Below are 24,507 nucleotides of genomic sequence, written 5' to 3' on the forward strand. Positions count from 1 at the left end.
GACTCCAGGGCGTCCGTGAAGGCGCCGTCCAGCCGCTGCCGCTCGACGTGGAGGCTCGCGGCACGGTCGGCCCGCTCCCCCACCCCGTCGGCCAGCGTGTGCGCCCGCTCGCGGACCCGCTGCACGGCGTCCCGCAGCCCCTCCTGCACGGCGGCGGGGCTGTCGAAGACTTCGCCGGCCGCCTTCGACAGGTCCCGCAGGAAGGCGCCGCGCACCTCCTCCCGCACGGCCTCGGCGACCGAGGGCGGGAAGTGTCCCGCCTCCTCCGACCGCGACCAGGCGTCGAAGGACCGGTCGAACAGCCGGCCACCGCGCACCACGGCAGCCTGCTGGGCCAGACCGAGATCGAACTGCCCGGCCAGCCGCTCCCACGCCTCGTCGGCGCCCTCGCCCCCGGAGCGCAGCCGACGCTCGTGGGCCTGCCACGCCTCCTCGTACACCCGGCCGACATCGATGCCGAGATTCCACACCTGCTCCCGGCGCAGGGGCTTCCATGCCTCGAACACCTCGTCGAAGAGCTGTCGGTCCTCCTCCGTCGCGCCCTGGGTGCCCTGGGCGGGCACCTCCTGGGTCCGAGCGCCGGACTGCGTCTCCGCCTGCGTCCCGGGCTCCGCCTGCGCCCGCTGCTGCTCCTGCTCTTGCGCCTGCTCCTGCTCTTGCGCCTGCTGCTGCTCCTGCGCCGCTTGCCGCTGCGCGGCCAGCTGGGCATCGAACAGCTCGTTCAGCAGCGCCGGCCACACGGCGCGCCGCCAGTCGTCCTGCGCCGCCCAGGACGGCGCCGACGGCACGGACACCTGCGTTGTCGCACCCGCCTGCTCCTCGGCGCCACTGCCCTGCTGCCCGGACTGCTCCTCGGTGACGGCGGTCCGGGACGCCTGGTGGGCCAGGTAGGCGTCGGCGTACGCGGTGCGCGCCGCCCGCGCCTGCTCCTCGGCCCAGTGGACGACCCGCGAGTCGTGGACGACGGCCGTGTCCCGCTCGGGCTGCTGCCGGGACAGGAGCCCGTCGAACTCGGCGTTCGCCCGGTGCCGCATCCCGGCCACCTTGGCGAGCGCGTCGAGCCGGTGGACGAAGTCCCGCTCCGCGGCGCCCCGCTCGTCCTCCGAGAGGAGGCCGCGGGAGCCGAAGCCCAGCTCCTCGCCGTAGCCCCTGAGAAGTTCCTGCTTGCGCTCCTCGAACCAGCCGTTCGTCTCCTGGTCCCAGCCCCCGGTGGGGCGCCGCTCGGCCAGTCCCTCCAGGTCGTGGGCGTACAGCCCCGCCGTCTCGGCGCGTGCGGACAGGTCCCGCACCGCCTGCCGGAAATCGTCCGTCAGCTGCTGCCGGTGGGCTTCGAGGTCCGCGGGGGCGGTCTCCCCCGCCGCGTTCCAGTCCTGCCGGAACTGGTCCTGGAGGCGGTCGATCCGCGCCTCGTACGCCGAGCGCATCGCGCCCGGCAGTTGGTGGCTCAGTGTCCGCGGGGTGAGCCCTTCCTCGACGGCGGGCTCGCTCATGACCTGCTCCACGACCCGGCCGGCCTGCTGGGCGTCCCGCCACTGCTGGTGCGCCTGGGCGTAGCGCTGCGCGAACCGTTCGGCCAGGTCGGCGTTGGAGGGCGCGTCGTGGTCCGTGCCCTCCTGGAACGTCATCTCCGACTCGGCCACGGCCGCGTGGAAGTCGGCGCGCACGTCCTTCGCGGCCTGGGAGTGGTGGAAGTCGCTCTCGCGCATCTCCCAGGGCTGGAAGGTGAAGCGGGGCGCGGGCCTGTCCGGGGTGAGGGTGGACGCGACGTGCTCGTCGAACCAGGCGTCAGCGGCCCGCTGCCGCACGATGCCGTCCACCCTCTCGTGCAGCTGAGAGGTGACCGCCGTCTGCTCGTCGCCCGGCCGGGCGTGGGTCCAGGCGTCGGCGAACCACTCGCGGACCGGCCGCAGCCGGGGGGTGTCCGACAGCGACAGCCCGGCGTGGTCGCCCAGCTGCTCGTCGAACACCTCGTAGGCCGTCTCCCGGTCCTCGACGGTGTCCCGCACCGAGGCCAGCTTCGCCAGCGCTTCCTGGGCGGCGTCCGGCACGATGCTCGGCGGCGCCTGGACCTCCTGCGCAACCTGCGACGCCTGGGACGCCGCGTCCGAGGCTCCCACCGCGAGGGCGGACGCGGGCACCGCCGCGTCGGCTTCCGCGAGCCCCGAGGCGCCCTGGAAGCCCGTGGCGCCCTCGAACCGTGCGGCACCCGCGAATCCCGTGGCGTCCTCGGCGCCCTCGTTCAGGCCGGGGCGCGTGCCGCCGAACTCCTCGTCCAGCACCTCTTCGACGAACGGAGACCGGCTGGACCCCTCGGCCCGGACGCCGCCCTCCTCCCACAGCCGCGACTCGTGGGCGACGGCCGACTCGTACGTCGGCAGCTCCGGCACCCTCTCCGGCTCGACGAGCAGCTGGTCACCGCCCCCGCGGACGAGGCCGCCGGCCTCCGCGTCGGGCACCTCCTCGACGGTGGGCGCACGGTACCGGCCGACGTCTGCGGCACTGGGCACCGGGGGCGGGGACGTGCGCTCGGACCGGAAGGTCTTCAGGTCCATGTGCCACTCAGGGTTGGTCCGCCATGCCTGGTAGGCGGCATCCCGCTCCTGGGCGCGCTGGTTGAGGGCGGACCAGCGCTGCCGCATCTCGTTCATCAGGTCGGCATGGACCCGCTCCGCACCGAGCGTTCCCGACACCTTCTCGTAGGACCGCCAGCCCTCGTGGAAGCGGTCCTCGATGCCCTTGGCCTGCTGCTGGTAGTAGCTCCGCACGCGCGGATCGGCGAACGAGTCGGCGGGCAGCCGGTGCTGCTGGGAGAAGGAGCCGTCCGGGAGTTCCCGTACGCCGAGCGCCTCTGCGCGGACGCTGTCCCTGCCCGCGGAGCCGCTGAAGAGCTGCTGCATCCGCCGGCGCCCCGCCTCGGCCTCGGCGGCGTCCTGCTCCCGCTGCGCCTGGAGCCGCGGCTCCTCGGCCCGGTTCCAGTGCTTGTCCCACTCCTCCTTCAGGGCCTTCCCGAAGGCGTCGCCGTCGCGCTTCTCCTGGGCGAGCGCGGCGTCCACGTCACGGTCGCCGGGGCCGAAGACCTCGTTGTCGTTGCGGGCGTACCGCTCGCGGTACTCGGCGGCCAGTTTGTCGAAGGCCAACTCGTCGACGTCCCACAGCCGCTCGGCGCGTCCGGTGAGCGGATTCACCGCCGGCCGGCCGAACAGCTCGCCCTTGCGGTCCGCCAGCTCGTGCGCCGTACCCAGCTCGTCGGAGCCCCGGTCGGCGTACCGCGGATTCGTCGTCAGGTCGTGAAACTCCCGGCCGCCCTCGGCCAGAACCCGCTCCGCGCGCTCCTCGTACCGGACGCGGTCGGGCAGGGACCGTACGTACGGCTCGAAGTGGTCGTGGAAGAACCGGTCCTGCCGGGCCAGCAGCTCCTCACGCGTCCACACGCCGTTCGGCGTGATCTTCTTGCTGAACTCGCCGGCCGTCTGCTCGGCGTCCACCGCCAGCGCGTGCGCCTCGTCGGCCCGCAGTCGAGCGGCGTCGACCTTCTGCCAGAGCCCCATGTTCGTACGGAACCGAGCGGCCTCGGTGAGGGCGTCCTCGGCCGCCTTCTCCAGATCCTGCGCCTCCTGGCGGGACCTCGCGGCCCGGTCGGTCAGCACACGCAGCTCGGCCTCGGGCAGACCGATCACCTTGTTGTAGGCGTCGGTCATCGACGTGAGGAACTGGTCCCGCACCCGGATTTCCTCCGGAGTGACGGGGTTGCGGACCTGCTTGGCGAACTGCTGGTCGGCCAGCTCCCGCACCCGGTTGGCGCCGACGTGCCGGTCGATGCGGCCGGGCATGTCCGCGTTGAGCCGGATGTCCGCCTGGAGCATCGCCTCGTTGTAGCGCGACCAGTCCTGGGCGGACAGCTCCTCCGGCTTGCGGCCCCCCAGGGCCTTGTCGGCAGCGGCCTTGACGTCGGCCATATGCTCCTCGACCAGCGCCTTCTGGTCGATGCCGGCCAGGTTCTCGCGGCTGACCTGACGGTCCGAGGTGAGCCACCGGAAGTGGTGCTCGGGCAGGCCCGCCATGTTCTCCTGGCGGAGCTGTTCCTCCAAGCCCTTGGAAGTCAGCCGGGACCGCCAGGTGTCCTCCACCTTCGGCAGCTTGGGGAACCAGCGCCCGTCGCCCGCCCACTCGGTGAGCGGCGTGGCCCGCACCTCGGTCTCGGGCAGCCCGTCCTTGGCCGGCAGCTTGTCGGTGGCGGCACGGTAGTCGGCACGGAACTCGTCGTGCAGCTTGGTCAGCTCGGCGTGCGAGATGGTGTCGCCGACGCCCACCTCGCGGCTGATCCGGCCGAAGGCGCCGTCCGCCTCCCACTCCAGGGCCAGCCGGCTGTCCCCTCCCTTGATCAGCGCGTCGACGCGCTTGCCGGCGGCCTCGACGAACCCGTCCATGTCGCCCCGGCCCGTGCCGAGGCCGAACTTGTCGGCGAAGCTGCGCACCTCGGTGACGATCGCGTCGCCAAGCTCGGCGCGGAACTTGCCCTCGGCCGCGGGGGAAGAGAACTCGGGCCTGTCGAACGGCGCGTCGGGGCCGCTCGGGCGGGTGGACGCCACGGGAGCCGGGGAATCGCCGGTGCCGTGCTGCCGCACCGGTGCGGTATGGGTCGCGCCGTCCGGGACGGCCGGGCCGCCTTCCACGAGCGGCTGCGTCTTCGGCGGATGCGCCCCGAGCTTGGCCACCAGGTCGGCGGCCTGCTGCTCGAACTCCGCGCGACCGATCCGGCCGTTGAGGAACCGGTTGGCCGTGGGGCCCACCAGTTCCTGTGCCTCCTCGTGGAGCCGCGTCGCGCTGTCCCGGGAGGGCTCGAAGCGCACGGGGTTCGCCGGAACGTCCTCCGGGGCGACGGCGTCCGACCTGGGCACGGGGTGCGACTCCAGCCCGTCCCGGCGCCCGCCCATCAGATCCGAGACGCGCTGCGCGAACTCCTGCCGACCGATGCGCTTGTCGGCGAAGTCCCGCACCGCCGCCGCGACCTTGTCGCCGGTGCTCGGCTTCGTCAGCTTGTTCGCGGACGGCCGGTCCGCGACCGTCTCACCCGCGGTCCGTCCGCCTGCGGCCGACTCCACACCGTCCGGCTCACCCGCGCCCCGCGAGGTGGCCTGCACACCCTCGGACTCGTCCCGCGACAGCTCCAGGGCGTTGCGCCCCTCGGGCTCGTCCCGCGACAGCTCCAGGCCACTACGCCCCTGAGGCTCCTCCCGCGTCAACTCCAGGCCACTACGGCCCTCGGACTCCTCGGCCCTCGCTGAGGAGCTGCCGCCCACGGGGGCGTCCGACGGCGCGCCGGCCGGTGCGGCGTCGCCCGCCGCGGCGGAGGACGCGCGGTCGTGACGCGGCCCGTGCTGGAAGTCGTCGAACCACTTCAGCGCGGCGTCCTGGGCCGCCCGCGCCATGACCTCCCTCTGGAACAGCTCGGGCAGGCCGTCCTTCAGACTGTCGAACTCCCGGCGGAACTCCAGCGGGGAGATTTCGCCCTTCTGCAACTTGTCGAAGAGCGGCTGCCAGGCGCCGTCGAAGCTGCCCTTGACCGCCTCCCGCACGGGCCGCGTCGTCTGGTGGGCCAGCCACGAGTCCCTGCTGAGCATGTGGTGCGCGATGTCGGCGGGCGAGACGGTGTGGTGGAACTGACTGAGGGCGGACTCCAGTTGTTCGTTGAACAGCTGGACGAAGCGCGGGTCGTCGGGGGCCGCGTACGGCGAGTCGCGCAGACCGGCTCCGCGCTCGGCGGCGCCCTCGCCGCGCCAGTACTCGTACTCGGCGATCTTGTAGGCGTCGGCGACCGGGGTCACCATGTGGTCCGGCACACCCGTCTCACGCGCCCACTCCACGGGGCCGTACGCCTCGTCATGCCTCGTCATGACCGACGCCACGTGGTCCAGGTCCACGTCGGGCCGGTTACCGAACGCGACGTCCAGCTTGCCGCGCAGGGTCGCCGGGAAGGTCGGCAGGGAGACCTGGTTGTCCGAGGTGACCTCGCCCCGGCCACGCCCCGAGCGCCACTCCTTCAACGCCTCCCGGTACGCGTCCGCCGCCCGTCGCACATCGGCGCCGACCAGCCCCGCGTTCTCCGCCCGGGTCTCCAGGGCCACCACCGGCTCCCGCTCCGGAAAGCCACGCTCCGGGTGGTCCCGGTGGTTCTGGTAGGCGGCCTCCAGCGCGTCGTCCGCCTTCCGCTGCACCTGGGTCCGCTGCTCGGCCCAAGGGAGCTTGTTGGTGGCGAACTCGCTGTTCAGGCTCTCGGTCCTGACCTGCATGTCCGCAAGCCGGCCCGGGTCGCCCAGCTCAAGGGTGTACGAGGAGTGCCCCTCGTTCGGATTGAAGCCGTCCTCGTTCCACGCGACCGCGTCCTGCCCGCTCCGTCCCGCCGGGCGCTCGCCCTGGCCGGCCGGGTGTCCGACCGCGCCGTCCGTGTCGGGGTGCGCCGTCAGGGAGCCGTGGTGCTCGCCGCCGGTGTGCTCCGGGGTGACCGCGATCCGGCCGTCGCCCTCGTGCGTACCGCTGCCGGGCTGTCCGCTCCCCGGCCCCTCGTGGGCCGACTCTTCGGACACCGGCTGCCTGCCGCCGGGTGCGCCGTGGGCGCCCGGCGACTCGTCGCGCTGTCCGGGCATCCCCACCCGGCCCGCGTCACCCTCGCGCGCCACCGGACCGGACGACCCGCCGTCCGGCACCGCGGTCTCGCTCTCCGGCCCCGCCGCAGAGCCGGGCCGGGCCGGTGCCTGCCCCTCGGCCACGGGCGCCGTCTCGTCGCCCGGGGCCTGCGCACGCCCCTCGCCACCGGTGCCGTTCCGGGCCCCGTCCCGCTCCGCCGGGCCGGACGCCGGCCGACCGGGCGCCGAACCTCCCGTGGCGGGCGTCTTGTTCGTCGCGGGCGGACCGGACTCGCCGACCCGCTGCTGCTGCGGACCCCGCGACGCCGGACCGTCCCCGGCCCGAGCGGTCTCGCCCCGCGCCGTGTCGCCCCGCGTGCCGTCGCCGCGCGTGCCGTCGGCCCGCTGGCCGGCCGCCCACGCGGACTCCTCGCCGCCCCGCTGACCCTGGCCCTGGAGGTGATCCGGACCCGCCTCACGCTCCTGGCCCTGTGGGCGGGCAGAGTTCTCCCCCGAGGATTCGGACGTGCGCGTCGACGTGCCGTCAGTGCCGCCGGTGCCGTCCTCGTGCTGGCGCGTCCCCGTCTGCTCCTGAACGGGGCGGTTGTTCGTGGTGCCGTCGGGCCGGTACTCGCCGGCGCGGTCCCCGGGCGGCGTCGTCCTCGCCGGCGGCGGAGCCTGCTCGTGCGGAGCCGTCGCACCTGTGCCGCCCCTCGGTACGGGGGGCACCAGCGCGGCTTCGCCACCGCCCGTCGCCGCCGGCGGGGTGGGGCCTTCCACCCTGCCGCCGGGAACCACGTGCTGGTCCGGTCCCTGGGCACCGGGCTGTCCGGTCTCACCGGGCTGCCTGACCTGCACCTCGGGCGCGCCCGACCCGCTCTCGTTCCCGGGCCGCGCGACGGTGTCCGCACCGTGGTCCGCCTCCTGCACGGGACCGGACGAAGTGCGCTCCGGCGGCGCGTTCGTGGGGCCCTGCGGTGCGATGCCCTGCTGCTCCGCGTCCCTGGGCGGCGGGATCTGGGACGGCGCCTGCTGCGAGCTGCTGCTCTCACCGCCGCGGTCGCCCTGCGGCGGGGCCGCCAGGTCCCCACCGCGGTCACCCTGCGGCGGGGCCGTGAGGTCACCACGGTCACCCTGCGACGGCGGCACGCCCAGGTCATCACCCCGCTGCGACTGCGCCGGCGGCACCCCCAGGTCGTCACCCCGCTGGGACTGCCGGTCGCCCCCCGGAGGTGCGGCATTGTTGCCGCCTTCCTCCGCACCGGAGTCGCCGCGCTGCTGGGCGGGCGGCGGGGCGCCGACGTGTTCGTTGCCGGACGGCGGCGTCCCACGGCCACCGGGCCCGACGGGGACCAGCGGGTCGCCACCGGACGCGGACCCGCCCGGACCGGACGTACCCACCTGGTCCTGCGGCGGCGCCGACCGCCCCGCGTCGGAGGACAGCGAACCGGACGACTGGTGCTCGGTACCTGCGGGTGAGGTGCCCTCCGGGACCGGGGGTTGCGGGGTGCCGTCCGGAGGGGGTGTCCGCCCGTCCGTGCCGGCGGAGCCCCCGGGACCGCCCTCACGGCGCGGACCCTGCGGGGGCGCGACGGTGCCGCCCCGCCCTTCGGGCGCCACCGGGCCCTGCGGCGCACCCGGGTGCGGGAGGGGCGGTGCACCGCCGGGCGGCATCCCCTCCGTTCCGTGCGAGGTCCCGGGCGTGGGCGGGCCGTCGGGAGCCACCGGCGTGCCGCCCGGTCCCTCGGGGGTCGTGCCCTCCGGCCGAACCTCCACGCCGCCCCGCGAACCCGCTTCCCCGGCCACGCCGTTGGTACCCGGTGCACCGGGCATGCCGTGATCGCCACCGCCCACGGTGCCGCGCAGGGGCGGAGGCGGAGTGCCGCCCGGGGAGAAGACGGACGCACCGGCACGGTCGCCGCCCGTCCCGACCGTGCCACCCGTGGGGCTCTTCCACACCGGGGGGTTGTTGAGCCCGCCGACGTTCAGATGTCCGTCGTTGAAGTTGGTGGTGGACGCGCGCCCACCCTCGCCGCTCTGCCACTTGGGCGCTACCGTCGTGTGGTCACCGAAGGCGGTGTTCCAGGCGGACGTCGCGGAGCCCCTGCCGCCGCCCGTCGACCTCCACCAGTTCTGGACCGCGGTCCGCACGGCGTCCTGGACGCCCAGCGCCCCCCCTCGGCCGCCCCCTCGGCCCAGCCCGGCGACTCCGGGAGCGAGCCCCATGAGGGCGCCGATGCCGATGTTGGCGCCCTCCATCTTCGGGTCGGAGTGATAATCCGTCCCCGCCATCGCGGCCCCGGCCTCGCCCGCGGCACGGTCGATGCCGGCCGTCAGCGCCGCACCGAGTCCCGCGCCGCCGAGCAGCTCCAGCGCGCCGCGGGTGAAGCTGTTGAGCACCTGCGACAGCGTCCTGCCGACGTTCGCCAGCAGGGACGCGAGCCTCGCGGACAGCGATATCGCCGCGCCGAGGAACGAGCCCACGCCGAACGTCGCGAGGCCGAGAATCGTGCCGAAGATCTGCATCCAGACGCTGGCGTTCTCCGCCTTCGCCTTCTCCTCCGCCAACTCCTTGATCTTGTCGGCGTACTGGTTGATCGCCTGGCCGATCTTCCAGACGGCGTCGATGGACTTGGTCCACCGATCGCTCAGGCCGTCGGTCCAGCACTCCTGCATCGCTCGCGCGGCCTTGCTCTGCCACTTCTCGTCGAAGAACAACACCCGGTTGTCGAGGTCGTACTTCTGCTCGTAGAGCATGTCGCCGAGCCTGATCCAGGCGTTGCCCATCTCCCAGATCTTGTCGATGTCCAGGCCCTGCAGCTCATCGCGCCAGCTCTTCACCGCCGAGCTCCTCTCAGACGTCCTGCTGTGCGACGGCGACCGCCGCGTGGTGAACGGTTCCGAAACGCGCGAACGACGTCCGCCCCGGCGTGACCGGCGAGGCGCTGCGGATAAGGCGGTGGTTCGGGCTTCGACTCATGGGGTGTGCTGCCTAGCTGTCTAGCTGCTGCGGGGGTGGCTGAGGGTGCGGGTGGTGCGGCTGCCCTGGTACGGCGGCGGATGCGGCTGGTGCGGGTGCGGCTGGTACGGACGCGTGGGGCGGGGGCCGGAGCCGTACGGTGCCTGCGACGGCACGGCCCCCGGGCGCTCGGCCCACTCGTGCGCGGACCTCACCCGTCCTTGTCGCTGTGTTTTGTCTGTTGCAGAGCTGTCCCGTCGTCACCGGGGTAGTCGGCGGTGACCGCGGTGCGGTCGGTGTTCATCTGATCCTCCGGCTGCTTGTGCAGCTGGTCCAGCACGGACTGGTAGGTGGCCTCCGGGTCGGCGGACCCGATCATGGCCGTCCCGGCAATGATCTGGTCCATGGGGGGCGCCGTCAGCGCCATGTGGTAATCGTTGAACATCTTCCAGGCGTGGTCGTCGGCCTGCCCGAAGTTGCCGGCCGCCTTCTGCACCCCACCGACGAGCGCGTTCAGCACACCCGTCTCCGGGTGGTCCTTGGTCCCGAAGAGAGCGCTGAAGACGCGCAGCCACCTGTCGCTGATGTCCTTCTGCTCCTCCGCGGACTCGCCCTGCCACTGGAGGTGAAGACTGTTGAGGATCTCGTTGATGTGGTGGATACGGCCGGCCACCTGGTCCGCCAGCCACCCCAACTTCGTGGCCAGCAGGTCCATCTCCTGCGGATGCGCCCGCAGGGTGGTCCAGTCGTAGTCCATGCGGGTCCTGTACGCGAGCCCGGCGGCCAGCAACACCTGCCCGGGATCCGTCCCGTCGCCCTCGCTCATGCTGCCTCTCCCTTCCGTATCGGACCCTTCGCATGGACCGCGACCTTCACGGTCCCGCCCGGTCCCCGTCGTGCTGTCCCGGGCGCACAACCCGTCCGGGGACTGACTCCGGAACCACCGCAACTCCGCGCAGCCGCAGGATATTTCCTCTTATGTACGTACATGAAGTGCCACGCATCACTGACATTACCGACTGGAGTCTGATAAACGTGGGCATCCCGGACGCGGGCCCACGGCCTCCCGGGCGACCGCAGCACCAGATCGGCCCTCCTGAAGAGAGACGGCAGACGATGACCGACCCGATCAACTCTCAGTACGACTCGCATCCGCTCCAGCCCCCGCCCGACGACGACTCCAAGAACTCGGACGATCAGGCGGAGGCCAACCCCGACAAGGGCAAGGACTTCAGCGGTGAAGTCCCGGCCCTCGACACCGCCTGGGACAAGCTGCCGTCCTTCAACGACAAGCCCCCGCTGGAGGAGCAGTCGGGCGGCGGCGGAGAGAAACCGACGTTCTCGCCTGACACGAACTTCACCTTCAAGGCCGGCGAGGTGCGGGAAGCCGAGCAGAGCATGCTCAACAGCACCCGCACCGCCGTGGACGGCTACGAGGAGCTGCGCACGAAGTTCCTCGCGGAGAAGGACCACGTCTTCGGCCAGGGCCTGCGGCACGAGTACGACACCGAGTCCGCCATCCCGGTCTCCATGGGTAACGGCATGGGCAGCGACCGCCAGCACCACAACGAGCCGGCCGACTTCAACGGTGACGAGTTCGGCGCCACCATGGTGCCGATGATGGAGAAAGCCCTGGCGCAGGTCGGCAGCGTCCTGGCGGCCACCGGCGAGTACATCGCCATGATCAACATAGCCGGGCAGATGTACAGCCAGGCCGACCGGGAATCCCGGTTCCCCCCGCCGCCCGGAGGCTGACACCGCGCCGGGACGGAGCCGGGCACCACGAGGGTGCCCGGCTCCTCGTATGTCCGGCTCCAGAAGCGGGCCTCGGCCACCACAGTGGCGGGCAGCGGTGCGGACGTCCGCCGCTCTTCGGACGCTCATCAGCCCTGCCCACCGCCGTCGCCGGGGGAAGGCTCCGTCACGGGCGTGCCGTCGGCGTTGACGTGCTCGATCACCCACTCCTCGCGCGGCAGCGACGGCACCCCACCACCGGCATCAGCACCGGCCGAACCGTCACCTCCAGCACCAGCCGCACCAGCACCACTCAGATACTCATCCAGCGGCACGGTCTCCGGCTTGAACGGGCCCGTCACACCCTCCGGAGCCGGAAGCAAAACCCGCGGCCCCTCCTCGTGCGCACCCTCAGCCACCGACGCCGCAGCACCCTGGTCCCCGCCACCTGACCCCACCCCGCCCACAGGCGTGCCATCAGCATTCACATGCTCAACCACCCACTCCTTGCGCGGCAGCGACGGCACCCCACCACCCTCGCCCTGACCAGCCCCGCCATCCACCGGCGTGCCATCAGGATTCACATGCTCAACCACCCACTCCTCACGCGGCAACGACGGCACCGCACCACCGGCATCAACACCAGCCGAACCATCACCTCCAGCACCACTCAGATACTCATCCAGCGGCACCGTCTCCGGCTTGAACGGGCCCGTCACACCCTCCGGAGCCGGAAGCAGAACCCGCGGACCCTCCCTACCAGCACCACCGTCCACAGGCGCGCCGTCAGCTCCCGCATGCTCCAGCACATAGACCTCGCGCGGCCGCGACGGTTGGGGCGTACCCGCGAGTTGTTGCTCGGAGCCCAGGAGGTTGGCGAAGTTCGCCGCCTCGGCCTGGCGGAAGTTGTCGTAGGAGATCTTCATCCTGCGGACGATCTCGTCCAGAAGGTCGTGCAACTGCTTCTCGGTGTGCTGGAACCACTGCTGGACCGAGCCGAAGGAGAGGTACGCCGGGCCGTCCCAGTGGTCGTGGAGCTGGGTGGCGAGGGCGCTGATCGTCCTCATGTAGCCCGCGATCTCGGTGGAGACGTGGCCCACCTCAGTCGTGGCGTCGGACAGCGCCTGGAGGTCCACATGGAACTGCGCCAGTGAGTAGTCGGACGGCGCGCCGCCGCCGTCGCCACCGGTGCCGCCCTCCGTCCCCGCGGGCGGCGCCCCTGCGCCGGCGCCCGCACCGGTGGACTGCTCCGTCGAGGGAGGGGAGGGGTAGGGCGTCCGGGCATAGTCGCCGATCTGGTCGGCGTTCGCCTGCTGCTGCCACGATTCGGGCACCGGAGGGGCGCTGCCGTCCGTGCTGCCGGCCGGCGGACCCAGACCGGGCATCGGCGGGGGCGCTATGCCGCTCCCGGCCGCCGCGTTGCTGCCGTCGTCGCTCATTCCTCAGCACACCCCTTCCTCGTGACGGCTGCGGGCTGCTCGTTGTCCATGCGGTGGCCCTCCCCGGTGACTACCTGGGTTGGATGCTGGTTGCTGAGTACCGGTTCTCGCCCGGGGTCATATTTCTCGCGTGTTTCGCGCGTTACGCGTTCTCCGCGCCTTCCGGGCGCGGCCCGAAAACGCGCTCGGAGGGCGGCGGTGGGCGCGGGGTGGGCGCCGCTGGCGACGGCCGCGAAGCCGCGGTGTGCTGAAATCTGCGTACCGACCGGTCGGTTCCCGGTCTCGGATCACCCACAACGTTGTCCGGCGGAGATCCGTGAAGGCCGATGGGGGACATACATGCCTGAACGCATGCGTTCAATTACCGTCGGCCGTCGTCATTCCGCGAAGTGCGTGCCGCACGTTATCCAGCCCGGGTCGGACCCGGTGCGCCGCGCACCCGCCTGTCGCGTGGCCGGTCCCCGTGGAGACCGGCGGCAGCGGCACCCCGGAATGGTCCCCATTCCGTGCTTCGACGCTCGGCCTGCTCCATCGCGTTCTCCTGGTCCCAGTCATACGGCACGCCTCCGACCGGCGCCGCGGTCGCAGGAGAAGGACCCGCGAATTCCGTGTCCGGCGCCACCCCCAGGTCGAAATGACTCTATAGCGCGTCAAGTTTTCACGTCAATTGGCGCGGTTGGCGCCGCAGACGCCGTGCTTCCGGTCATAAATCGTTCACCTCCCGCGCGGCGCGCCGCCATCCGGGCACGGGCGGTTCCCACCGCTGCTGCTTTTGCCCTTTCAGGCTTCACACGGTTCCGTTTCGCCTTTCGCGGAGTTCGTCTGCCGCCTGTTGCAAAAGTCGGCACCGGGCAGTGCCGATGGCTTGCCGACGGCCGCCCGAAGACAGCCGACGCCGCCCCGCACCGGTCATCCCGGTGCCCGGTTTCCCGCTTTTCCGTGCCCGTTTGCCGTGGGTTGGCGGGCTCGAATCGGTCGTCTGCCGTGCGGCGGGTGCCGTATGGGCGCGGCGGAGCGGCCGCAGGGCGTGTGTGAAGCGGCAGCCGCGGCGTGCCGGACCGGAGAAGGCCGGCGGAAGCCTCAGCCGCCCGCCGGCCAGTCATCCGTCCATCGGCCTCGGCCGTTCCTCACTTCCGCAGCAGCCAGTTGGACGAGGGGGCCTGGCAGTCGCCGACGATCAGCGGAGCGTCGTTGGTGTGGGAATTGTTGTTCACCTGGAGGCACAGCCCGTCGCTGGCGAAGTTGTGGAACTTTTTCCGGCCGTCCGGCAGATCCTCGATCCGCCACTGCTGGTTGTCGTCCATACTGCCGTTGCAGTCGGCCGTGATGAGGGGCGTGCCGGGGGGCTTGCCCCCGCCCTCGGGGAGGTCGAAGCAGTGCCCGTCCTTGGCGTTGGCCACCATCACCAGGTCGCCGCCCTCGGCGCCGGCGCCCGGGTGCGAGACGCTGATGTTCCACTGCTGGTTGTCGTGGGTGCTCGTGTTGCAGGGGTACTGGTTGACGGGGACACCGCCGGGCTGGGGGCCGAAGTTGGGGATGTCGGCGCACTGCTTGCTGTCGTGGTTGACCAGCACGACGCGGGAGTAGCCGGCGCCGGCCATCTTCAGCTTGTTGTTCAGCCGCACCTTCGACTTCGGCTTCTTCACCGTCTGGTCCGGCTTCTCGATCTTCTTCGCCTTGGCCGTGGTGCCGCCACCGTCCGAGCGCTGCTTGGTGAGCGTGGGCAGCTCGTTCTTCCTCGTCTTCTTCGGCGCGCTCGGCGACGGCGTCTTCAGCGTGGACTTCCGGGAGGCGGCCTGCTGCTTCTTCCACGCCGCGGCGGCCTTCTTCTCCTTGGCGGCCTGTTCCGTCTTGTACGAGTTCCAGGCACCGATGCCCAGGGTGGCGCCCGCGACCAGCGCCACCACGGCGACCGCACCCGCTATCCGGGTACCGAGCCGGGGGCCCTCACCGGGCTGCCGGGCCGCTTCCGTCAACGCGTCGATCCGGCGGGCCCGCTCCCGCCGCTTGGCGTCTTCGTTCTGCGACTCGCTCACTGGTCTTCCCAACCCCTCATCTGCTCCTCCTGACCCCACGGCGGTGGTGGTCCCGCGTCACCGGCCCGTGTGATGAGATGCTGCCGGGACCCGAAGAGTTCACGGCCGCGACGCCGTGGGCCGGCGCCTCCCCCGGTCACCGCACCGGCAGGGCGTGGGGTGCCGGGCCGTGCGGCGAGGGCGGGCTGCACCGGAAGGGCTGACGGGGGCGACCGCTGCCCGGGCCCGGGGTGACCGGCTCGGGCGGGCACGCGAAAGCCGGGCGCGGAATTCCGGGCCACCGACCGCAGTTCGGAAACTCCCTCGCACTCTACCCGGCGCGGCCGGGAAACAACAGCGGCGTCCGAGTAGGACAACCCGTCGCCACATTACGGAAACCCGGTGCCCGGCGAGGGCCCGAGGGCACCGGAGAAGAAACGGTCGTTGAACGGTCACCACCTTCACGGAAACGGAAAGGAACTCCGCCGCGCCTTTGGTGTGGTCCCCGCCTGCCGCCGAGGCGTCGTTTCCCGGCCGATTGAAGCCGATCGGCGGCTGTGCCAGCATGGTGGCCCCCCTGAGCCGCGTCATCGGTCGTGCTTACCGAGGAGTTGCCGTGCTGACGCTCGACCTGCATCCCATCTTCCGCAACAACCGCGACATCGACCGGAGCGTGCGCGCTTTTCTCTTCAAGGCGTACAGCTCCGGCGAGTCGAAGGCCGCGATCATTCCAGGAAAGGGGCGCGGTCAACTCAGGCAGCATGTTCTCGCCTACCTGAACCAGCGGCACATGAAGCGTTTCTACAAGCGGGTGGAAACCGACAGTTCCAACAGCGGCAGGATCATCGTCCACTTCACCTAGCCGGCGCTGCCGCCCCGCGCTGCCCGTGGGGTGCTCGATACCGGCCGTCCGCGGGCGCGGGGGCCGGGGGCGACAACCCCCGCCCGTCGGCCCGCCGTGCGCCGGGGACGGAGCTGAAAGGGGCGGGGCCGCCCGGCCCCGCCCCCGGTTCGGCCCCGCCCGTTTCAGCTCCGTCCCCCTCCACGCCACCAGCGCCTCCAGCGGCTACAGCGCCTGGGCCGAGGCGTCGCTCCTCTCCTCGTCCAGCGCGAGCTGCACCACGGTGGGTTGCCGCCGCCGGCGGACGAGGAGTCCGCGTCCGGCCGGACGCGGGTACGCCCGGTGGTCCCCGATCAGCGCCCCCTCGCGGTAGTCGCCGGACAGCAGGAGCCCGTCCGTGTCCAGCTCCTTGAGCCGGGTCAGCAGCGGGTCGGACATCAGGGCGCGGCTCGCGCCACCGACCCGCCGGGCCAGCACCAGGTGGAGGCCGATCTCGCGGGCCTGCGTGATGAACTCGCCCAGTCCGGCCAGCGGACCGCGGTTCATCGGGCCGCCGCTGACGAGGTCGTAGTCGTCGGCGACGACGTACAGTTCGGGGCCCTGCCACCAGTCGCGTTCCCTGAGCTGGCGAGCGGTGATGTCCGGCGGGGGCATCCGCTTGCGCAGGGTGTCCAGCAGCACCGCGGCCTGGCGTCCGACGAGGTCGGCGTCGCCGCCCTGGGCGCCGATGTACTCCTCCGGCACCGCGTCGAGCAGCCCGCGCCGGTAGTCGACGACCATGAACCGCACCTCGCGCGCCGTGTGCCGGGCGGCCAGCCCGCGCATCCACTGGCGCAGGAACGCGGTCTTCCCGGAGCCCGAGTCGCCGAAGACCACGAAGTGCGACTGGCCCCGCGTCATGTCCAGACCGACCGGCCGCAGGTCGGCCTCGCGGATGCCGATGGGCACCTCGCCCTCCTCCAGCGCCGGTCCGTGGCCCGCCCAGCGCTGCCCCTCGGCGGGGGCGGCGGACACGGCGGCGGCCAGATCGGCGGCGGTGACCAGTTCGGGCAGCACCCGCAGGGCCGGCGGCGCCGGGCGCTTCCACGACTCGGCGATCCGGGACACGAGCGCCGACTGTGCGTCGGTGAGCCGCTCGACGCTGTCCTCCCCGTCCACGCGGGGCAGCGCGATGTGGTGGATGAGGCCCTTGCCGACCAGCCCGCGGCCCGGCACGGTGTGACCCATCCGGCGCGCGACGGCGCGGCTGATCTCGGACTCCGCCGGGTCGTTGAGCCGCAGCTCCAGCCGGCCGGGGATGGCGTCGCGCAGGCTGGGCCGGATCTCCGCCCAGCGGTTGGCGGTCAGCCACAGGTGGACGCCGACGCCCAGACCGCGGTTGGCGATCTCCACGATGGCCGGGGTGAAGGAGTCGTCGACGGCGTTGAGGGCCGACCAGTTGTCGATGACCAGGACGACGTCGGCGGCCCCCGTGCCCTCGGGGAGGTCACCGTCCCGGCGGCGGGCTCGCAGATCCTCCGCGGACTGCAGGCGCAGGTCCCGGAACATGGACTCCCGCGCGGTGATGACGTTCTCCACCTCCGCCAGCACCCGCCGCATGCGGGCGCCGTCCCGGCGTCCGGCGACGCCCACCACGTGCGGTGCGTCCTCCAGCTCGTGCAGGGCGCCGCCGCTCATGTCGATGGCGTAGAACTGCATCTCGTCGGGCGTGTGGGTGAGCATCGCGCTGAGCATCGCCGTGCGCAGGAAGGTGCTCTTCCCGGTCTGCGGGGCGCCGACGACGGCGATGTGGCCCTCGCCCTCGGCCACGTCCAGCACGAGCGGCTGCTGTTCCTGGCGCTCCGGCAGGTCGACCACGCCGACGGGGAACTTGAGGGAGCCCGGGACCGGCCAGTGGGGCGAGCACAGTCCGCGGTCCGTGTCCGGCTGCGGCTCGCCCAGCAGCGGGGTGAGCGAGAAGCGGGGCGGCAGCGGCGGCAGCCACACCTGGTGGCCCGGGGTGTCCTCGCTGATCAGGTGCCGCACCGCGACCTGGAGCTCGGTCTCGTCGTCCTCCGACCACTCCCAGGTGCGGTTCTCCTGGACGGCGTCGGCCGGCAGCGGCGGAAGATCACCCTGTACGGTGTACGGGACCGGTTCGAGGTACTCCTCCTCGTCCTCGCCCTGGCGCGGCGGCTCGTACGGGGCGGAGACGTGCGCGACGCGGAACCGCTCGTACACCGACTCGTCCACCTTCAGATAGGCGGAGCCGGGGATGGCGGGCAGCATGTAGGCGTCCGAGGTGCCGATGACGGCGCGCGACTCGGCGGAGCTGAAGGTGCGCAGACAGATCCGGTACGACAGGTGCGACTCCAGGCCGCGCAGCCGCCCCTCCTCCAGCCGCTGCGTGGCCAGCAGCAGATGCATGCCCAGCGAACGCCCGACGCGGCCGATCTGCACGAACAGGTCGATGAAGTCCTGCCGCTGGGAGAGCAGCTCGCCGAACTCGTCCACCACGATCAGCAGGTAGGGCAGCGGCTCCAGCGGGTTGCCGTGCACATCGGTGCCGCCGGCGGCCTGCTTCAGCTGGTACTCGCGCACCGAGTCGACGTTGCCGGCGTCCCGCAGCATCCGCTGCCGCCGCTGCTGCTCGCCCTCCAGCGCGGCCCGCATCCGGTCCACCAGCGCCAGGTCGTCGGCGAGGTTGGTGATGAGGCCGGAGACGTGCGGCAGCTCGGTGACCCCGGCGAAGGTGGCACCGCCCTTGAAGTCGACGAGCACGTAGGAGAGGTGGTCCGGCGAGTGCACCGTCGAAAGGCCGATGACGAGCGTGCGCAGCAGCTCGCTCTTGCCGGAGCCGGTGGCGCCGACCACCAGGCCGTGCGGGCCGATGCCGCCCTGCGCCGACTCCTTCAGGTCCAGCTCCAGCGGGGCGCCGGTGCCGTCGATGCCGATGGGCACGCGCAGCAGGTCGGGGTCCTCGGGGCTGCGCCGGTTCTGGGCGGGGTCGAGGCGGTTGAGGTCGGATATGCCGAGCATCGAGGACAGCGACACGCTCTCGGACAGCACCTGGTCGCGTTCGCCGGTGAGCCGCAGCGGGGCCAGTGCGCGGGCGGCCTGCTCCCGCACGGCCGGCTGCATCTCGTCCACGACGGCGTCCTGGACGGCGCTGTACAGCCTGCTGTCGCGGCCCTCCAGGGAGACGGCGCCGTCCTCGTCCACCCGGGCCCGCACATCGACGCGGCCCGGCTCGTCCCGCTCCTCCGCCACCAGGCAGACGACGTGCAGCGCCATGTCCGGGCCGGCCTCGGCCAGCAGCTGGGAGACCAGCGAGGAGCGCACCCAGGACGCGGCCGGGTCGAAGTCGTCCAGCACGACGACGACGCGCTGGCGCGGCGCGTCCGAGCCGGAGGACAGGAGCCGGTTGGCGCGCTCGGTGCGCAGGGCCGCGATCCGCTCCAGCACCTCCTGGAGGTGTTCCTGGAGGCCGGAGATGTCGGCGGCCACCAGGGGCACGACCTCCTGGTCGCGGAACTGCGCGGCGGAGTCGGGGTCCTGGGTGTGCGGCAGCCACTTGGTCCAGTCCCACACCGGGCTCCCGCCCGTCACGATGGCCAGCCGTACGTCGTCCGGGGCGTGCAGCACCGCCAGCTGCGCCAGCATCGTCTGCGCCAGCTCGCGGGTGCGCGCACGGGGACCGAGCAGGGTGACGACCCCGGCGGAGCCCAGGTCGAGCCATGCGGGCTGCCCCGCGACGGTGTTCTGCGTCTCGACCAGCTCGGCGGCGGCATGCCGGGCGTGCGGGTCCAGCTCGACGGTCGGATCGTTCTGCGGCGGCATGGCCAGGGGGGTGGCCAGCGGAGCGGTGCCGGTGCCGACGCGGAGGTGGAGGAAGTCGGAGTCACCGGGGCGGCGCTCCCACACCCGCCGCCTCCGGGTGGCTATCGCCCACAGCCGGTCCGGGTGCGGGTACCGCCACACACCGGCCAGCCGCTGCTCCGCGGCGACCCGCAGGGCCTGTTTGCGGACGTCGCCGAGGTACTCCAGGTACTTCTCGCGTTGCCGCTCCTGGTTGCGCAGCCGCCCGGCACGCAGCTGCATCCGCACGGCGATGGTGACACCGACGGACAGCACGACGAAGGCGATCCCCAGGAGGATCATCCAGGGCCGGCCGTTGGCGATCATGTAGGCGGCCATGGAGAAGCTGCTCAGCAGGGGCAGCAGCAGCATCACCCACTGCGCCGCGCCGGGCGGCTCCGGCTTCTGCGGCAGCGTGGCCAGCGTCGTCTTCCCCTCCGGCATGGGTGGAGGGGAGATGCGGACCGGGCGGTGGAAGGGGGTTCGACTCATGCGGGTTGCTGCCTCAATACGGTGTCGCGTCGGCGAGCGGGCCTGTCGGGGAGGGTCTGCCTGGCGGGCGGGGACGGGCTCGGGCCTGCTGGTGGTGGCGGGCCGGGGGCGGGGGTGGTGGCCGGGGGCGGTGACCGGCGGCCTGCTGGCCGGCCCGTCGGGCCTTGCCGCTCCCGTGCCGCCGGCCTCGGTGGTCGTGCCGTCAGGGGCCGAGAGCGACCGTGAGGTCCCTGAGCGGATGGTTCGGGGCCCTGGGGTCCGTCATCGCGGGCCGGCCTCTTCTCCTCGTCGCCGCCGGCCCCGGACGGGTACGCGGCCGGGGCCGCACCGGCCCGGCCGGCTCACAGCGCCCCCTCGGGAGGCAGGTCCTGCGGGAGCAGCGTCGTGAGGACGTCGGAGTCGGCGGCGGCCAGGTCGAGCGTCGCCAGATCGCCTTCCGCGAGCCGCTGCGCGTGCCGTTCCGTCATCAGCTGGAACGCCTGGCGGGCGGTACGGCCGTTGCCGAATCCGTCGCCGCGCGGCATCGCCGCGAAGTACGCGTGCAGGGCCTCCAGCGTCTGAGGCGCGCAGGTGTACTGGTGGCTCTCCGCCTGGTGCTGGACGATCCGCACCAGGTCCTGCGCCGAGTAGTCGTCGAAGGTGAGGGTGCGGGTGAAGCGGGACGCGAGACCGGCGTTGGACTCCAGGAAGCGGTTCATGTCCCCGGGGTAGCCGGCGACAATGACGACGACCTCGTCGCGGTGGTCCTCCATCAGCTTCACGAGGGTGGAGATCGCCTCGGAGCCGAAGTCGTTGCCGATGCCCTCCGGGGCCAGCGAGTAGGCCTCGTCGATGAAGAGCACGCCACCGAGCGCGCGGCGGAAGACAGCCGTCGTCTTCGGCGCCGTGTGGCCCACGTACTCGCCCACCAGGTCACCGCGGTCGGTCTCCACCAGGTGCCCCCGCTCCAGCAGGCCCAGGGCGGCGAGGAAACCGCCGTAGAGGCGGGCGACGGTGGTCTTGCCGGTGCCGGGGTTGCCCGCGAAGACGAGGTGACGGCTGAGCGGCGGCGGGGAGAGGCCCGCGTCCTGACGGACCTTGACCATCCGCATCAGCTTGGTCATGGTCATCACGTCGCGCTTGACGCTCTCCAGGCCCACGAGCCGGTCGAGTTCCTCGCGCAGCTCCTCCAGCCGCTCCTCGGCGGACCGGTCGTCGTCCTCCTTCTTCTGGGCGGCGGCGCCGGCCCCGGTCCTGCTGGTGACACCCGAGGAGGCGCCCGCGACGGCGACGCGCCGGGCGGGGCCACCGCCCCCGGCGCCGTCCAGCGTCGGCAGCAGCGGTTCCGCCACGCCCTCGACGACGCAGTCCTCGGCCCGTACGTCGGCCTCCTCGTCCCGCAACAGGTCCTGCTCGCTGCCGGAAACGGCGCAGCGGCGCAGCGTGAGGCAGGACTTGGCACCCGCGTAGACGGCGGGGAAGCGGCTGTCGGTGATCTCGCAGTCCTCGTACAGGCCCTCGCCGCGCTCCTCGACGAACAGCCCGTTCTTCGCCGCCTTCTGCACGGCGGTGCCCCGTATCCGGGGCCGGGCACCCGCACGGACGACGATCCCGCTGCCGGACGCCTCGCGCACCACGCCGCCGTCCACCACGATGGTGGAGTCCGTGCCCAGCACCATGCCGGAGGAGCCGCTGCGGGAGACGGTCACGTTCTCCAGCAGACCACCGGTACCGGGGCCGATCTCGACGCCGACACCGGTCGTGTCGCGGATCTCGCAGCCCACCAGCAGCGGCCGGTGCGTGGTGCGCAGCCGCACGCCGAGGCGGGCGCCACTGATCCGGCAGTCGCGCAGCGCGGCGTCACCGCCGTCCACGCTGACGCCGACGAGTTCGGTGTCCTTCGTCTCGCAGTCGGCGGCGAGGAGTTCGGCGCGGTCCGTGGCGCGGAGCCCGTACTCGGGGGTGCTGCTGACGGTGCAGCCGGTCAGCCGGCCGCGGGCACCGCCGCCGAGGTGGACCGCGGTGTAGGCGGTGTCCTTGACGGTGCAGCCGGTGAAGGTCAGCTCCGCCTCCTCCACGGCGTAGACGCCGTTCGCGGCCGTGCGCGCGAACGTGCTGCCCTCGGCGGTGGTGTCGGCCCGGCCGGTCACCACCAGCGCGCTGTCCTCGCTGTCCACGGCACGCACCTGCTGCATGCTCAGGCTGCTGGAGCCGGTGGCGATCAGCGCGGCGCCGCTGGTGTGGTGGATGTGGCAGTCGTCGAGCAGCGCGGCGCTCTCGCCGTCCGCCAGCACGCCCGCGCCGGCGGTGCGGAAGATCTCGCAGGTGCGCAGCCGCACACCGAACGCGTTCTCGTTCGAGATCTCGTCCGCGTGCGCAGATCCCGCCACCTCGCCGGACGGCAGCTCGGACTTGGCGCGTACGCGCTTGCCCGCGCGGCGCCCGGCGGAGCCGGTCAGCCGGACCCCCTGGGCGCCTGTCTCGTGCAGCCGGCTCTCCCGCAGCAGCGCCCCGGCACGGCTCTCGGCGAGCAGTCCGGCACCGGCGCTGTGCTTGATCTCGCAGCGGGTCAGCGTGGCGTGCGCCGCCCCTCCGAGGTAGACGCCGCGTGCGGCCACCTGGTCGATCAGCGTCTCGGTGGCCTCCAGCCGTGCCTCGTCGTCCGCGAAGACGCCGTCGCCCTCGCAGTCGTGGATGCCGCAGCCCTCCATCGTGGTGCGGCTGGTGCCGGCCAGCCGGACGGCGGCCAGCGCTGCGCCGCGCACGGTGCAGCCGGTCAGCGTGGGCGTCGCCGTCTCGGACACCTCGATGCGCCCGCCGTTGATCTCGCAGTCCCGCAGTCCCGGTTCGCCGGCCCGCAGCAGCACCGCGGGCTCGCGTGGCGAGGACGCCTCGAAGGTGAGGCCCCGGACCTGTGGCGCCCCGCCGTGCGTGGTGAGGGCGGGGCCGCGCGCGGCGATCACGCGGACGGTACCCGTGCCCTTCTCCGCGACGAGCGTCACGTCCTTGTCCAGCACGACGCTCTCGTGGTAGGTGCCGGGCCGGATGGTGACGACGGCACCGGGGCCGGCACTGCGCACGGCGGCGCCGATCGTCCGGTGCGCGCCCCAGCTGCCGGGCGCCACGCGCTGCTGCTTGCCCCCTTTCATCGCACCCCCACCCGGTCGCTCGCCGGAAGGCGGGTGCGGAGTCCGACCGCCGCGCTCACATCGAGCTCCCCAGGTTCATCAGGCTCTCGTAGACCCCGAACACACCGACGGCGAGCGGTACGCACACGATGGCGAGGAAGCTCGCCAGCCCCGTCAGCCACTTGGCCCGTTCCGTCAGGTCCACCGGGCGGACGGCGGCGCGGAACGCCATCCCGAGGCCGCAACCGGTGAGCACGACACCGACCGCGAACGCCACCAGGGCGCCCAGCTGCACGGTGTCGAACAGCTCCTCCGGCAACCGGACGAAGAGGGCCACCAGGCCCAGGGTGCCGACGGCGAGCTGCGGGGCGACGACCGGGACCAGCCGCGACGAGCCGGCCTCCAGCAGCACCGCCACCCCGGCGCAGCCCAGCAGGCCGAAGGCGTACGGATCGTCGGAGGCCGCCAGCGTCACGAGCGCCCAGCCGAGGCCGACCGCGAGGAGAACGGTGAGGAAGGTGAGCAGCCGGTTGCCGCGGCGCACGGCGGCGGCCACCTCGTCGCTCTCCCGGCCCCGGCGCTCCTGCGGTTCACCGGGCACCAGCACGGCGATCTGGCTGGCGATCCGCGGCAGCACCCGGAACAGCAGCAGCATGACGACGGCCACCACGGCGGCCGACGACGTGGGGCCGGCGTCCAGCAGCGCCAGCGGTATCACGAGGACCGCGATGACGGAGGTGACGAGCACCGCCACCACCGTCGGCACCGAGGGCAGGGCCAGCAGTGCGGCGATCGCCCCGAGAACAGCTGACAGGGCGGGCACCGCCAGGGACACCGCCCGCCCGTCCAGCGGCAGGCCGGTGCCCGCGGCGACGGTCAGCGGGACGGCGGCCAGCGCCATCACCTGCCGCACGCCCGCGGGCACGGGCCAGCTCTTGCGGGTGGCGTACCAGGCGGTCAGCGCGGAGGCCACCCCGATCAGGAAGAACATCACCACCGCGGGCCCGGCCTGGTGGCGCAGGCCGAGCGGGACCGTGGCCAGCACACTGGCGAACAGACCGGCGACGACGACGGACAGCGCACGGTTGCGGGCGTTCCACAGCTGTGCGTCCTCGTTCGCCGCGGCGATCTGGTCGTCGAGGTCGGTCACGGACAGGTCGAGGTCCTCGTCCGCGCGGCAGTCGCGCAGATACAGCACCGCGCCGTCCAGGACTCCGGCGCTCTCCAGGGAGTCACCGGGCGGGAACGGCGGCGCCCCGGCCTCGGCCAGGGACCACACCGGGGGCATCGCCTCCGACTCCTCCTGCCCGCACAGGCCGGCGAGTCGGGGGACGTACTCGGCTATCGGGGCGCGCACGGGCAGCGCGAGATCCACGCTCTTGCGCTCACCGACCACGGTGACGCGGCAGCGGTCATCGGGCACTTGGTCGTCTTCCTTGTCCCGGCTCCTTCAAGGGCCC

The 24,507-nt window shown here is 72.7% G+C and carries 9 protein-coding genes (1 of these 9 only partly in view); 2 read left to right on the top strand and 7 right to left on the bottom strand.

Annotation, left to right across the window (positions count from 1 at the left end; genetic code table 11):
- Positions 1-9,464, bottom strand: the beginning of a protein-coding gene (locus tag IO40_RS36905; RefSeq protein WP_033229494.1) for a hypothetical protein. Its footprint begins 60,196 nt before the window's first position; 9,464 of the gene's 69,660 nt are visible here — the first part of the coding sequence; its start codon is at positions 9,462-9,464; its stop codon lies beyond the left edge, outside the window.
- 329 nt (positions 9,465-9,793) lie between these two features.
- Positions 9,794-10,408 carry a hypothetical protein gene (locus IO40_RS0112545; protein ID WP_016471894.1) on the bottom strand — a complete coding sequence of 205 codons (615 nt, stop codon included), beginning with the start codon at positions 10,406-10,408 and terminating at the stop codon, positions 9,794-9,796.
- Positions 10,409-10,698: 290 nt separating this feature from the next.
- On the opposite strand from IO40_RS0112545, the gene IO40_RS0112550 reads away from it, so the two are divergent.
- Positions 10,699-11,337, top strand: a complete 639-nt coding sequence (locus IO40_RS0112550; protein WP_016471895.1) for a hypothetical protein — start codon at positions 10,699-10,701, stop codon at positions 11,335-11,337.
- A gap of 128 nt (positions 11,338-11,465) precedes the next feature.
- On the opposite strand, the gene IO40_RS0112555 is transcribed toward IO40_RS0112550, so the two are convergent.
- Together IO40_RS0112555 and IO40_RS34830 are read right to left on the bottom strand one after the other, a co-directional pair.
- Positions 11,466-12,755: a WXG100 family type VII secretion target gene (locus IO40_RS0112555; protein ID WP_031175432.1), complete on the bottom strand. Its 1,290-nt coding sequence runs from the start codon at positions 12,753-12,755 to the stop codon at positions 11,466-11,468.
- A gap of 1,127 nt (positions 12,756-13,882) precedes the next feature.
- The gene (locus IO40_RS34830) at positions 13,883-14,791 is read right to left on the bottom strand and encodes an RICIN domain-containing protein (protein ID WP_031175433.1); all 909 of its coding nucleotides are present in this window, start codon (positions 14,789-14,791) and stop codon (positions 13,883-13,885) included.
- Positions 14,792-15,386: 595 nt separating this feature from the next.
- Here IO40_RS34830 and IO40_RS0112570 point away from each other — a divergent pair.
- Entirely contained in the window at positions 15,387-15,632 is a 246-nt protein-coding gene (locus IO40_RS0112570) for a Smr/MutS family protein (RefSeq protein WP_016471899.1), read from the top strand.
- Between the two features lie 204 nt (positions 15,633-15,836).
- Here the strand turns inward: IO40_RS0112570 and eccCa are convergent, their stop codons facing one another.
- From eccCa to IO40_RS0112585, 3 genes are all read right to left on the bottom strand, one after another.
- The gene (eccCa, locus tag IO40_RS0112575) at positions 15,837-19,892 is read right to left on the bottom strand and encodes a type VII secretion protein EccCa (RefSeq protein ID WP_234324664.1); all 4,056 of its coding nucleotides are present in this window, start codon (positions 19,890-19,892) and stop codon (positions 15,837-15,839) included.
- Positions 19,893-20,281: 389 nt separating this feature from the next.
- On the bottom strand, positions 20,282-23,068 hold the full coding sequence (locus IO40_RS0112580; RefSeq protein WP_031175434.1) for a right-handed parallel beta-helix repeat-containing protein: 2,787 nt from the start codon (positions 23,066-23,068) through the stop codon (positions 20,282-20,284).
- Between the two features lie 55 nt (positions 23,069-23,123).
- Positions 23,124-24,470: an EsaB/YukD family protein gene (locus IO40_RS0112585; RefSeq protein WP_016471902.1), complete on the bottom strand. Its 1,347-nt coding sequence runs from the start codon at positions 24,468-24,470 to the stop codon at positions 23,124-23,126.
- Between the last annotated feature and the right edge of the window lie 37 nt (positions 24,471-24,507).

The sequence above is a fragment of the Streptomyces albus subsp. albus genome, from assembly GCF_000725885.1.
In the GTDB taxonomy this organism is placed as follows: Bacteria; Actinomycetota; Actinomycetes; order Streptomycetales; family Streptomycetaceae; genus Streptomyces; species Streptomyces albus.

Coding starts and splice junctions, on each gene's coding strand:
- IO40_RS0112580 (WP_031175434.1), bottom strand. CDS start 23,068: ATGAAAGGGGGCAAGCAGCAGCGCGTGGCGCCCGGCAGCTGGGGCGCG.
- IO40_RS0112550 (WP_016471895.1), top strand. CDS start 10,699: ATGACCGACCCGATCAACTCTCAGTACGACTCGCATCCGCTCCAGCCC.
- IO40_RS0112545 (WP_016471894.1), bottom strand. CDS start 10,408: ATGAGCGAGGGCGACGGGACGGATCCCGGGCAGGTGTTGCTGGCCGCC.
- eccCa (WP_234324664.1), bottom strand. CDS start 19,892: ATGCCGGAGGGGAAGACGACGCTGGCCACGCTGCCGCAGAAGCCGGAG.
- IO40_RS0112555 (WP_031175432.1), bottom strand. CDS start 12,755: ATGAGCGACGACGGCAGCAACGCGGCGGCCGGGAGCGGCATAGCGCCC.